Origin of the sequence: Microbacterium sp. LRZ72, from assembly GCF_033792225.1 — a bacterium.
Classification (GTDB): domain Bacteria; phylum Actinomycetota; class Actinomycetes; order Actinomycetales; family Microbacteriaceae; genus Microbacterium.
Window position 1 is genome coordinate 193,899 of sequence record NZ_JANGEX010000003.1, and the last position, 12,021, is coordinate 205,919.

The 12,021-nt window shown below is 71.6% G+C and carries 10 protein-coding genes; 9 read left to right on the plus strand and 1 reads right to left on the minus strand.

Annotated elements, in window-relative coordinates; translation table 11 throughout:
* Positions 1-2: 2 nt before the first annotated feature.
* On the minus strand, positions 3-599 hold the full coding sequence (gene uraD / locus M4I32_RS05745; protein ID WP_319033513.1) for a 2-oxo-4-hydroxy-4-carboxy-5-ureidoimidazoline decarboxylase: 597 nt from the start codon (positions 597-599) through the stop codon (positions 3-5).
* On the opposite strand from uraD, the gene allB reads away from it, so the two are divergent.
* From allB to M4I32_RS05790, 9 genes are all read left to right on the plus strand, one after another.
* On the plus strand, positions 598-2,031 hold the full coding sequence (allB, locus tag M4I32_RS05750) for an allantoinase AllB (protein WP_319033514.1): 1,434 nt from the start codon (positions 598-600) through the stop codon (positions 2,029-2,031). The two genes, uraD and allB, sit on opposite strands and share 2 nt — an antisense overlap.
* Positions 2,028-3,218 (plus strand): acetamidase/formamidase family protein, encoded by a 1,191-nt coding sequence (locus M4I32_RS05755; RefSeq protein ID WP_319033515.1) that lies wholly within the window; start codon positions 2,028-2,030, stop codon positions 3,216-3,218. Before allB ends, M4I32_RS05755 begins: the two co-directional genes overlap by 4 nt.
* The gene (locus M4I32_RS05760; RefSeq protein WP_319033516.1) at positions 3,215-4,915 is read left to right on the plus strand and encodes an AtzH-like domain-containing protein; all 1,701 of its coding nucleotides are present in this window, start codon (positions 3,215-3,217) and stop codon (positions 4,913-4,915) included. The genes M4I32_RS05755 and M4I32_RS05760 overlap by 4 nt, the downstream gene beginning before the upstream one ends.
* Entirely contained in the window at positions 4,912-6,138 is a 1,227-nt protein-coding gene (locus M4I32_RS05765; protein ID WP_319033517.1) for an alanine--glyoxylate aminotransferase family protein, read from the plus strand. The genes M4I32_RS05760 and M4I32_RS05765 overlap by 4 nt, the downstream gene beginning before the upstream one ends.
* A complete protein-coding gene (locus M4I32_RS05770; protein ID WP_319033518.1) occupies positions 6,135-7,442 on the plus strand; it encodes an allantoate amidohydrolase in 1,308 nt (435 codons plus the stop codon). The genes M4I32_RS05765 and M4I32_RS05770 overlap by 4 nt, the downstream gene beginning before the upstream one ends.
* A 234-nt stretch (positions 7,443-7,676) precedes the next feature.
* Positions 7,677-9,050 carry an amidohydrolase family protein gene (locus M4I32_RS05775; protein WP_319033519.1) on the plus strand — a complete coding sequence of 458 codons (1,374 nt, stop codon included), beginning with the start codon at positions 7,677-7,679 and terminating at the stop codon, positions 9,048-9,050.
* A 223-nt stretch (positions 9,051-9,273) separates the two neighbouring features.
* A complete protein-coding gene (locus tag M4I32_RS05780) occupies positions 9,274-10,347 on the plus strand; it encodes an ABC transporter substrate-binding protein (protein ID WP_319033520.1) in 1,074 nt (357 codons plus the stop codon).
* 28 nt (positions 10,348-10,375) lie between these two features.
* A complete protein-coding gene (locus M4I32_RS05785) occupies positions 10,376-11,200 on the plus strand; it encodes an ABC transporter ATP-binding protein (protein ID WP_319033521.1) in 825 nt (274 codons plus the stop codon).
* Complete coding sequence (locus M4I32_RS05790) at positions 11,190-12,020, plus strand: ABC transporter permease (protein ID WP_319033522.1); 831 nt, start codon at positions 11,190-11,192, stop codon at positions 12,018-12,020. Before M4I32_RS05785 ends, M4I32_RS05790 begins: the two co-directional genes overlap by 11 nt.
* The last annotated feature ends 1 nt before the right edge of the window (position 12,021 follow it).

Sequence of the window (12,021 nt, forward strand, 5' to 3'; positions counted from 1 at the left end):
GGTCATCCTCGCGCGGAGTCATCGGTGACGGCATCCCGCAGTCGCAGCACGGCGATCTCGGCGAGCTGGCCGGCCGCCTCGCGCCACTCGTCGTCGGGCGCGGCGCCGAGGCGGCGCTCGAGGGCGGCGAGCATCTGCTCGGGACTGCGCCCCGCCGCACGGATGAGGAACACCCGCCCGAACCGCTGCTCGTAGGCGGCGTTCCCGGCGGCGATGCGATCGGCCACCGCGCGGTCGGCAGAGGTCATCGCCGCCTGCTCGCCGCGCGAGGCCCGCGCCTCGGCGCCGGTCCCGCTCGCCTTCTCGCCGATGCGGGGGTGGTGGGCGAGGGCGGTGTCGAGGTCGCTTTCGGTCCAGCCGGCGGCGAGGTGCGCAGCGTGTGCGGCCAGCGCGTCGACGTCGGCATAGCGGCGGCCCGCGACGACGGCGTCGACCCAGCGGGGCACATCGGCCCAGACCCGCACGAGGGATGCCGCCGTGGCGGCATCCGCGTCATTGAAGTCGGTGAGGAGCACCCCGTCACCGTAGCGGGAATGCGTTTCGCGGATGTTGCTGTGGGTAACATCCGAGAAACGCACGCGTTCTAACGTGGGGATCATGACCGCCCTTCCCGACGCGCCGCAGGCCCTCGCCGCCCGACGTGTCTGGGTCGACGGAGAGTTGCGCCCCGCCGTCGTGCACATCGCCGACGGCGTCGTGGCCTCCATCGCCCCCTACGCCCCCGACGCTCCTGACGCAGGCGTCGTTCCTGACGCAGGCGTCGCTCCTGACGCAGGCGTCACCGTGCTGCCCGACGACGTCGTGCTGCTCCCGGGTCTCGTCGACTCGCACGTGCACCTCGATGAGCCAGGGCGCACCGAGTGGGAGGGGTTCGCCACCGGCACGGCCGCGGCGGCCGCAGCCGGGGTCACCACGATCGTCGACATGCCCCTCAACAGCGTTCCCGTGACGACCTCGGTCACGGCGCTCGCCGACAAGCGCCGGGCCGCGCGGGGCAAGCTCGCCGTCGACGTGGCCTACTGGGGCGGAGCCGTGCCCGAGAACCTCGGCTCGCTGGCCGAGCTCGCCCAGGCGGGGGTCGTCGGCTTCAAGTGCTTCCTCTCGCCGTCCGGCATCGACGAGTTCGGTCACCTCGACGCCGATCAGCTCGAGGCCGCGCTCGCCGAGATCGCCGCGTTCGACGGGCTGCTCATCGTGCACGCGGAGGATGCCGCGCACTTTCACGACGCGCCGCCCGGGGAACGCGTCGGCCCGCGCTACGAGGACTTCCTCGCCTCCCGCCCCCCGGCGAGCGAGCGGGCCGCCATCCGCCGCGTCATCGCCGCCGCCGGGCGCACGGGCGCGCGCGCCCACGTCGTGCACGTCTCGGATGCCGGAGCCCTCGACGACATCCGCGCGGCCAAGGCCGCCGGGGTGCGACTGACCGTCGAGACCTGTCCGCACTATCTCACCCTCACGGCCGAGGACGTGCCCGACGCCGCCGCCGAGTTCAAGTGCTGCCCGCCGATCCGCGATGCCGCCAATCGCGACGCGCTGTGGGATGGGGTGACGGACGGCACGATCGACGCGATCGTGAGCGATCACTCGCCCTCGACCCTCGCGCTGAAGAACCAGGGCGATGGGGACTTCGGCCTGGCGTGGGGCGGCATCGCCGGCCTGCAGACCGGCTTTTCGTCGGTGTGGACCGAGGCGCGCGGCCGTGGCATCCCGCTCGAGCGGATGCTGCCGCTGTTCACCACCGGACCCGCCCGCATCGCCGGCATCCACACAGCGGGCGTGATCGCCCCCGGTGCGCCGGCCCACTTCGCGGTCTTCGCCCCCGACGACACCTGGACGGTGGATGCCGCCGCCCTGCAGTACCGCAACAAGATGTCGCCGTGGCACGGGCGAACCCTCGCCGGAGTGGTGCGCGCGACGTACCTGGCGGGGCGACGCGTGTTCTCGCCGGGATCGGGCGTGCTCGCGAGGGCCGGTCGTGAGATCCTGGCGTCCCCCGTCCCTCGCGGCGGGCATGACGAGGAGGCCGCGTGAGCGTCGAGATCCTGCAGCCGGGCGTGGGGGCGGTCCCCGGCGACCACTACCTGCGCGCCACCCCCGACACCGTCATGTGGGGGCGGCTGCCCTGCGAACGGGATGCCGCCGTCCTGTCCATCAGCCCCGGGGAGAGCGTCACGATCGACACCGTCAGCCACGAGGGCATCCTCGAGGACCAGGGCAAGGATCCGCTGGCCTACTTCACCGGCAAGGGCGTGCCCGCGGCATCCGTGCTCGACGACGCCGTCGAGATCGCGGCGACCCTCAGCCGGGACACGATGGCGGACGGTCCCCACGTCGTGACCGGGCCGATCCTGGTCGAGGGGGCGCAGCCGGGGGATCTGCTCAGGATCACCGTCGAGAAGCTCGCGCCGCGCGTGCCCTACGGCGTCATCTCGAACCGCCACGGCAAGGGGGCGCTGGCCGGCGAACTGCCGCGCGGCGAGCACAACGTCAGCGTCTTCGCGGCGGTCGAGCAGCGCGACGAGGGCCTCGTCGGCGTGCTGCCGGTGACCGAGGGGGGACCGGGGCTGGTCGAGTTCGTGCTCGCGCCGTTCCTCGGCACCATGGGCGTCGCCGTCGCCGGCGACGTGCGCCCGCATTCGGTGCCGCCCGGCGAGCACGGGGGCAACATCGACATCAACCTGCTCGTCGAGGGTGCCGTGCTCTACCTGCCGGTGCAGGTCGCCGGGGCGCTCGCGTACGTCGGCGACCCGCACTTCGCCCAGGGCGACGGCGAGGTCGCGCTCACGGCGCTCGAGGCGTCGCTGCGCGCGACGCTGCGCTTCGACGTCGTGCCGCGCGAGGAGGCGCTCGCCGAGTTCGGCGAGGTCACGGGACCCCTCGTGCGCACCGAGGAGTATCTCGTGCCCACCGGCCTGGACCCCGACCTGAACGAGGCGATGCGCCGCTGCGTGCGCGCCGCGATCTCGCTCATCCGCGCGCGCTGGGGCCTCGACGAGCACCTGGCCTACGCGTACCTCAGCGCGGCGACCGACTTCGACATCTCCCAGGTCGTCGACATCGTGTGCGGCGTGCACGCCCGCATCCGCGAGGCGGACTTCGCCGGCGTGCCGCGCGCGGCCGCATCGGGCGTCGGAGATGCGCCGAGCGTCGGAGGATCCGGCGCGCATCGTCCGACCCCGGACGCATCCCCGACCCCCGGAACGGAGCCGACAGCATGACCGATTCCCCTGCCGAGGTGAGCGCGGGCGCAACGGATGCCGGGATCCCCGGCGCCGACGGCATCCCGGCCGACCTGCTCGAGGCCTTCACCGCCTACGAGGCCGCCATCATGGCGAACGACCTCGATGCGCTCGACGCCGCCTTCGCTCCCGGTGCGGACACGATGCGGGGGGACGCCGCGGGCCTGCTCGTCGGGCACGACGCGATCAGTGCCTTCCGGGGCGTCCGCGGCGGGGTTCCGCCCCGGGTGATCGAGCGGATCGAGCATCGGGAGCTGGCGCCCGACGTGGCCCTGCTCGTGTCGGTGTCGCGGTTCGCCGTCGGTGGAACCGGGCTGCAGACCCAGGTGTGGAAGCGGATCGACGGGCGGTGGCTGATCACCGCCGCGCACGTCACGCCCCGCGCGCAGGCCGTCGACCGGTCGGTGTGGCGCACCGTCGGCGACCCGCTGTTCCAGGGGGCGTGGGAGGGGCCGCTGTCGGGCCTGACCGTCGCGGTGAAGGACCTGTTCGCCATCAAGGGGTACCGCATCGGTGCCGGCAACCCGACCTACCTCGACAGCGCGCGGCCCGAGCCGCGCATGGCGCCGGCGGTGGGCGACCTGCTGCGCGGGGGCGCCTCGCTGCGCGGCATCGCGCGCACCGACGAGTTCGCCTACTCGATCGCCGGCGACAACCCGCACTACGGCACGCCCCCCAATCCCGCCCTGCCGGGGGCGCTGCCGGGGGGTTCGTCGAGCGGGCCCGCCACGGCCGTCTCGACGGGCCAGGCCGAGGTCGGCCTGGCCACCGACACGGCCGGATCCATCCGCGTGCCCGCCTCGTACCAGGGGCTGTGGGGGCTGCGCACGACCCACGGGCTGGTGCCACGGCAGGGCCTGCTGCCGCTCGCGCAGTCCTTCGACACGGTGGGATGGCTCACGCGGGACGGCGACACGCTGCAGCGCGTGGCCGACTGGTGCCTGAGCTTCGACGGCTCGGACTCGACCGAGAGCGTCTACGGCGAGTCCGGTGACGATCTGCCGTGGCGCCTGCAGGTGGCCGACGAGGCGCTCGCGTGCGTCGAACCGCAGACGCGGGCGGCCTTCGACAGCCTGCTCGCGGCGCTCGCCGCCTCGGGCGATGCGCCCGAGCTCGAGCGCGCGTCGCTCGGCGACCTCGATCCCTACGTCGAATCCTTCCGCACCGTGCAGGGCGCCGAGGCGTGGCGCAACAACGGCGAGTGGATGCGGGAGCACCCCGGTGCCGTCGGTGCCGCGGTGGCCGAGCGCCTGCGCGTCGCGGCGACCGTGGACGAGGCCGCCGAGAGCGCCGCCCGCGCCGCGCTCGAACCGCTGCGCGAGCACATGACGGCCCTCGTCCGCGACGCCGTGCTGATCCTGCCGACCGTGCCGTGCCCCGCGCCGATGCGCACGTCGGACGGCGCCACCATCGACGCCGTGCGCCGCGAGACGCTGCGCATGACCACCCCCGCCGCGATCGGCGGCCTGCCCGCGGTGTCGGTGCCCCTGCTCACGGTGCCCGCGCGTCTCGGCCCCGCCCCGGTGGGCGTCTGCCTGATCTCGCGCGCCGGCACCGACATCGCCCTCGTGCGCCTCGCGCGTCGGCTCGCTCGCGTCGCGACGCCGCTGGGAGACACGCCGCTGGGCGGCACGCCCGCCCGCACGCACACCCCCGCCCGAACGGACACGCAATGACCTCTTCGCCGATCGACCCGCCCGCGCGGCTGCTGATGGGGCCGGGACCGATCTCGGCCTACCCGAGCGTGCTCACCGCCATGTCGGCGCAGCTGGTGGGGCAGTACGACCCCTTCATGACCGCCACGATGGCCGAGACGCAGGCCCTCTACCGTCGGGTCTGGGCCACCCGGAACGACGCGACGCTGCTGGTCGATGGAACCTCGCGCGCCGGCATCGAGGCCGCGATCGTCTCGCTGGTGAGTCCTGGCGACCGGGTGCTCGTGCCGGTCTTCGGCCGGTTCGGGCACCTGCTGGCCGAGATCGCCGAGCGCGCCATGGCCGAGGTGCACACGATCGAAGTGCCGTGGGGCCAGGTGTTCCCGACCTCGGCGATCGAAGAGGCGATCGTGCGGGTGCGGCCGCATCTGGTCGCCCTCGTGCAGGGTGACACCTCGACCACGATGCTGCAGCCCCTCGACGAGGTCGGCGTGCTGTGCGCAAAGCACGGCGCGCTGTTCTACACCGACGCCACCGCGTCGCTCGGCGGCAATCCGTTCGAGGCCGACGCGTGGGGGCTGGATGCCGCGACCGCCGGACTGCAGAAATGCCTGGGCGGGCCGTCCGGCTCTGCGCCCATCACGCTCTCTGAGCGCGCCGTCGAGGTGATCCGCGCGCGCACCAAGGTCGAGGCCGGCATCCGCGAAGAAGGCGATGCCGACGCCGCCGACTTCATCCGTTCCAACTACTTCGACCTCGGCATGATCCTCGACTACTGGGGGCCGCGCCGGCTGAACCACCACACCGAGGCCACATCGATGCTCTACGGCGCGCGCGAGTGCGCACGCGTGCTGCTGGGCGAGGGGCGCGACGCGGTCATCGCCCGTCACGCGCTGCACGGCGAGGCCATGCTCGCCGGGGTGCGGGGACTCGACCTGGTGGTCTTCGGCGACGTGGCGCACAAGATGTCGAACGTCGTCGCCGTCGAGATCCCGGACGGGGTGGCGGGTGATGCCGCCCGTCAGGCGATGCTCGAGGATTTCGGCATCGAGATCGGCACCTCGTTCGGTCCGCTGCACGGCCGGGTCTGGCGGCTGGGCACGATGGGGTACAACGCGCGCAAGGACGCCGTGCTCACGACCCTCGCCGCGCTCGAGCAGGTGCTGCGCCGGTTCGGCGCCCGGGTTCCCGCCGGTGGCGGCGTCGACGCGGCCCTCGAGGTCTACTCGCGGGAGGTCGTGTGAGCGCCCGCACGCGGCTGCCCGAGATCACGCCCGACCGCGTGGCCGCATCGGCGCGCCGGGTGATGACGCGGTGCGACGAGCTGGCGCGCGTCAGCGCGGCGCAGGGGCGCATCGAGCGCGTCTACCTCTCGCCCGAGCACGCGCGGGTGAATCGGCTCGCCGCGGAGTGGATGCGCGAGGTCGGCATGGTCACCCGGCAGGATGCCGCCGGCAACCAGATCGGCCGACTGTCGGCATCCGATCCGGACGCGCCCGCGCTCATGCTGGGCTCGCACCTCGACACGGTACTCGATGCCGGCCGGTACGACGGCATGCTCGGCGTGCTGATGGCCCTCGAGGTGGTGCGGCTGCTGCGCGCCCCCGGACCGGAGGGCCGGCCGAGCGTGTCACCGCTGCCGTTCTCGATCGAAGTGGTGGCCTTCTCGGATGAGGAGGGCACGCGGTTCGGCAAGGCGCTGCTCGGATCCTCCGCCGTCGCCGGCACCTGGGACGAGGACTGGTGGAGGCTGACGGATGCCGACGGCATCACCCTGCGCCAGGCGTTCCTCGAGTTCGGGCTCGACCCCGGTCGCGTGGGAGAGGCGGCGCGGCGCTCCGACGAGCTCGTCGGCTATCTCGAGGCGCACATCGAACAGGGACCCGAGCTCGATCGCCGGGGCGAGTCGCTGGCGGTGGTGTCGTCGATCGCGAGCGCCCGACGCTTTCAGCTGACGGTCGAGGGGGAGGCCCGTCATGCCGGCGGCACGCCCTACGACATGCGGCACGACGCCCTGCTCGGGGCGAGCGAGGCGGCGCTCGCCGTCGAGCGCATCTGCCGGGCCGAACACCACATCATCGGCACGGTCGGCCAACTCGAGGCCTTCCCGGGCGCCATGAACGTCGTGCCCGGCGAGGCGCACTTCAGTCTCGACCTGCGCGGCGAGTTCGACGCCCACCGCGACCGCACGTGGCAGGCGATCTCGCGCGATCTCGACGGGATCATGGGCCGGCGCGGCCTGCGCTGGCGCGCGCACGAGGTGCACAACGCCCCCGCCGTGATGTGCGCACCGCTGCTGCGTGAGGTCGTGCGCGAGGGGATCGCCGGCACGCTGGCCCCGGGCGCACCCGAGCCGACCACGCTGTTCAGCCCGGCCGGGCACGACGGCATGGCGCTCGGTGCTGTGACCGACGTGGGGATGCTCTTTCTGCGCAACCCCGACGGGATCAGTCACCACCCCGACGAGGCCGTCTCATCCGGCGACGTCGCGCTCGGCATCCGGGCGCTCGCAGATTCCGTGCTGCACCTGGCCGCCGAACCTGCGTAGTCCGGCCCCGGGCTCGCCCACGCGCGCGTCGGGGCGTGCCCTCGCCCCAGGCGAGGGAGATTGCCGGAACGAGGACCGGGATGCTGCCATTCCCCCTCGCTTCGGCAGTGCTCCTCGCCCCGGGCGAGGCCGCGAGCACGTGACCCGGGCGCAATCTTCGTGTAATCAACATCTCGTACGGTCGGGCGGGCGCACTCACCTGCGTCCGCCCCGCCGCCTGACCGAAGGACCCCCATGTCTCTGCTCGTCATCAACGCCCGCCTCATCACCGTTCCCGCCGGGACGGACGATCCCGGCTACATCGAGCGGGGCTGGATGCGGGTCGAGGACGGCCGCATCGCGGGGATCGGTGCCGGCGATCCCACCGCCGCCACCGCCGACGAGGTGCTCGACGTTGACGGCGCGTTCGTCGCTCCGGGCTTCGTGTCGAGCCACAGCCACCTGTTCACCAGCGGCCTGCGGGGCCTCGGCGTCGCTGACACCCTCTACGGCTGGTGCGACTCGATGCTGGGGCTGACCGCGCACGCCACCCCCGAAGACGTCTACTGGTCGACCCTGCACGGCGGCCTCGACTTTCTCGGCAACGGTGTGACGACGGCGTACAACTTCACCGACCCGCAGCAGGCGTGGGAGTCGATGGTCGACGGCAAGCGTGTCGGCAACGCGCCCCTGCGTGAGACGGGCTACCACACGCGCCAGGCCGACGGATGCCTCGATTCCGGCATCCGCTTCGTCGACTCCATCGGCATGGATGTCACGGCGGGCACCGACGACGAGATCTTTGACCGGTTCGCGGCCGCCGTCGCCCACACCCGGGCGATGGATCCCGACTTCGCGCTCGGCGCGTCGATCATGGGACAGGTGCAGTGGTCGCCCCGGCCCGAGGCGGCCGAGCTCGAGGTCGAGGCGATGCGGCGGTTCGGCGTGACGAACCAGGCCCACTTCCTCGAGTCGCCCGAGGCCATCCCGCTGCAGCAGTCGAAGTTCGCCCTGTACCGGGATGCCGGCGCCCTCGGCGAGGGCATGATGTTCGGCCACTTCATCCAGACGACTCCACAGATCATCGAGCAGGCCGCGGCCGGTGGCGCCGCCATGTCGTGGCAGCCGGCATCCAACGGCCGCCTCGCGTCGGGCGTCGCGCTCGTGCCGGAGATGATCGCGATGGGCATGAAGGTGGGCATGGGCCTCGACGACCAGGCCTGCACCGACGTGTCGGACCCGTGGCAGAACATGCGGATGGGCATCGCGATGCAGCGTGCGCGCACCAAGGACCCGCTCTCGATGATGCCCGAGAGCGTGCTGCGGCTGCACACGCTGGGTTCGGCCGAGATCATGGGCGTCGCCGACCGTGTCGGCAGCCTCGAGGTGGGCAAGTTCGCCGACTTCGTCGTGGTCGATCCGCGCCGCCCCGACGTCGGACCGCTCTGGCACCCGGTGCGCAGCTACGTGCTCTCGATGAGCCTGCGCAACCTCGCGCGCGTGTACGTCGGCGGCGAAGCCGTGTCGGTCGGCGGCGAGCCGCTGAACCCGCTCGCGGCGGAGGCGACCGAGCGGGTCCATGCCGATCTGCCGGCGGTGGCGGCGCGTCTCGGGCGCCACCCGCACTGAGCCGAGGCGGCGGCGTTCGTCTCGCTGCGCTCGCTCAACGACCGGGGGTGCGCTCGCTCAACGAGCGGATGCGCAAATCGCCGAAGGTGTAACGGCGCCGAAACACGCCGCCAGTGTTCGTGAAATCTACATCTCGTAGCGTCGAGCTTGTCGCGCACGGCCGAGGCTTTGGGCCGCGCAGACCTACCCGAGCGAATACACCGCCTGTCAGGAGACACAGCACATGACATTCCGCTTCACTTCTTCGCGTCACCGCCTCGCGGCCGCCGGTGCCGGCCTCGCCGTCGCCGCCCTCGCCCTCGCCGGCTGCGCCGGCGACAGCGGCTCCGAGACGTCCGAGTCCCCGGCCGACGGCGGCGACTACGGCGACATCACCATGCAGCTCAGCTGGATCCTCAACGAGGAGTTCGCGGGCGAGTACTTCGCCGACACCAACGGCTACTACGAGGAGGCCGGCTTCTCGTCGGTCAACCTCGTCCCCGGACCCTCGACGTCTGTCGCAGAGCTCGTCAGCGGCACCGCCGACGTGGGCCTGAGCGACGCCGTCTCGATCGGCTCCGCCGTGGCCAACGAGGGCGCTCCGCTGAAGATCATCGGCGCGACGTTCCAGTCCAACCCGTTCACGATCCTCTCCCTCACGGACGGCGGCGACATCGCCACGCCCGAGGACATGATCGGTAAGCGGATCGGCGTGCAGGACTCCAACACGGCGCTGTTCAATGCGTTCCTCGCGGCGAACGACATCGACCCGTCCGAACTGACCATCGTCCCGGTGCAGTACGACCCGGCTCCGCTGGTCAACGGCGAGGTCGACGGCTTCATGGCCTACATCACGAACGAGTCGGTCACCGTCGCGGCCCAGGGTCTCGACGTGACGAACCTGGCGTTCGCCGAGAACGGCCTGCCGTTCGTGGCCGAGACCTTCACGGTCACCGAAGAGCAGATCGCCGAGAACCGCGAGATGCTCAAGGCCCTGCTGGTCGCCGAGATCCGCGGCTGGACCGATGCCGTGAACGATCCGGAAGAAGGGGCGCGTCTCGCCGTCGAGGAGTACGGCGCCGACCTCGACCTCGTCATGGAGAACTCCATCGCGGGTTCTGAGGCGCAGAACGAACTCATCGTCTCGGACGAGACCGCCGAGAACGGCCTGTTCACCATCTCGGATGAGCTGCAGGCTGCCACGATCGAGAGCCTCGCCGGTGCGGGCATCGAGATCGAGGCGTCCCAGCTGTTCGACCTCAGCCTCCTCGCCGAGGTCTATGAGGAGAACCCCGACCTGATCGACTACGCGGGCTGACAAACCCGCTGCGACGGAGACACCTACTGTGACCGATGCGGCCACCCAGACCGGTGCCCAGGGGACGACCCTGGGCACCGGCCTGCAGATTTCCCAACTGAACAAGGTCTTCAGCGTGGGGCGCAAGAGCGTCGTCGCGCTGCAGGACGCCGACCTGCACACCGAGCAGGGCACGTTCCTCGCGCTGCTCGGGCCATCCGGATGCGGCAAGTCCACGATCCTGCGCATCGCCGCGGGACTCGAGGAGCCGACCAGTGGCTGGACGCGCGTCGACGGCAAGAGCCCGAAGGAGCTGCGCAAGGACAACGAACTGGGCATCGCCTTCCAGGACGCGGCACTGCTGCCCTGGCGCAGCGTGCAGTCGAACATCCAGCTGCCGTTCGAGGTGGCGGGCAAGCCCGTCGACCGCGAGTACGTCAAGGAGATGATCGCCCTCGTCGGGCTGACGGGTTTCGAGAAGGCCAAGCCGGCGCAGCTGTCGGGCGGCATGCGCCAGCGCGTGTCGATCGCCCGGTCGCTGATCATGAAGCCGTCGGTGCTGCTGTTCGACGAGCCCTTCGGCGCCCTCGACGACATGACCCGCCAGAAGCTCAACCTCGAGCTGCTGCGCATCTGGACCGAGAAGCCGGCCACGACCCTGCTGGTCACGCACGGGGTGTCCGAGGCCATCTTCCTCTCGGATCAGGTCGCGGTGATGAGTCCGCGCCCCGGGCGCATCAAGGAGGTCATGACGATCGACCTGCCGCGCCCGCGCACACCGGAGATGATGCGGACGCCCGAGTTCCACGCGTACGTGGACCAGGCCTCGGAGCTGCTCTTCGGCGTCGGAGGCGCCGCCGCTGATGACGATTGACAACACCAACGCGCGGCCCATCCAATGGGAGGATGTGCACCTGCCGCCCTGGATGACCGGTGTCATCGGCGGCGTCGGCATCATCGCCCTCTGGTGGATCCTGGCGGCCACCGTCTTCTCGAACGTCGGCCCCGGCGGCGTGCAGGCGATCCCGACGCCCCCCCAGGTGATCATCGAGCTCTTCGAGACCGGATTCGACTTCTACGTGCGCAACTTCAGCGTCACGCTGGCCGAGGCGGGCTTGGGGTATCTCTGGGGCAACGGACTCGCGCTGCTGCTCTCGGCGCTGGTCCTGGTCGTGCCCAAGCTCGAGGGAACGGTGATGCAGATCGCCATCATCTCGTACTGCATCCCCATCGTCGCCCTCGGTCTGCTGCTCTCCGTCATCGTGCCGATTCCCGAGGCGGGACAGCCGTCGACGACTGCCGTGTTCCTCGCGGCTCTGAGCTGCTTCTTCACCACCGTGGTGGGCGCTCTGCTCGGACTCAAGGCTGCCGACAAGTCCAGCCTGGACCTCGTGAAGGTCTACGGCGGGAGTGCGTTCATGCAGCTGCGCAAGGTGCGCCTGATCGCCTCACTGCCCGCCATCCTCAACGCGCTGCAGATCGCGGTCCCCGCCGCGTTCCTGGGCGCCGTCCTCGGGGAGTTCTTCGGCAAGGTGACCGTCGGAGTCGGACCCGCCATGATCGCCGCCCAGCAGGCGCTGAACGCCGCGCGGGTGTGGGACATCGCCCTCGTGTCCGGCGCGGTCGCCCTGCTCGGTTACGGGCTGCTCGGGCTTCTGGCCCGCGGCATCGCCCCCTGGTCGAAGGGAGTGTGAC

What these genes read in the sequence shown, in the direction of transcription:
- allB (WP_319033514.1), top strand. Translation starts at nt 598, where the DNA reads ATGACCGCCCTTCCCGACGCGCCGCAGGCCCTCGCCGCCCGACGTGTC.
- uraD (WP_319033513.1), bottom strand. Translation starts at nt 599, where the DNA reads ATGATCCCCACGTTAGAACGCGTGCGTTTCTCGGATGTTACCCACAGC.
- M4I32_RS05760 (WP_319033516.1), top strand. Translation starts at nt 3,215, where the DNA reads ATGACCGATTCCCCTGCCGAGGTGAGCGCGGGCGCAACGGATGCCGGG.
- M4I32_RS05765 (WP_319033517.1), top strand. Translation starts at nt 4,912, where the DNA reads ATGACCTCTTCGCCGATCGACCCGCCCGCGCGGCTGCTGATGGGGCCG.
- M4I32_RS05775 (WP_319033519.1), top strand. Translation starts at nt 7,677, where the DNA reads ATGTCTCTGCTCGTCATCAACGCCCGCCTCATCACCGTTCCCGCCGGG.
- M4I32_RS05780 (WP_319033520.1), top strand. Translation starts at nt 9,274, where the DNA reads ATGACATTCCGCTTCACTTCTTCGCGTCACCGCCTCGCGGCCGCCGGT.
- M4I32_RS05790 (WP_319033522.1), top strand. Translation starts at nt 11,190, where the DNA reads ATGACGATTGACAACACCAACGCGCGGCCCATCCAATGGGAGGATGTG.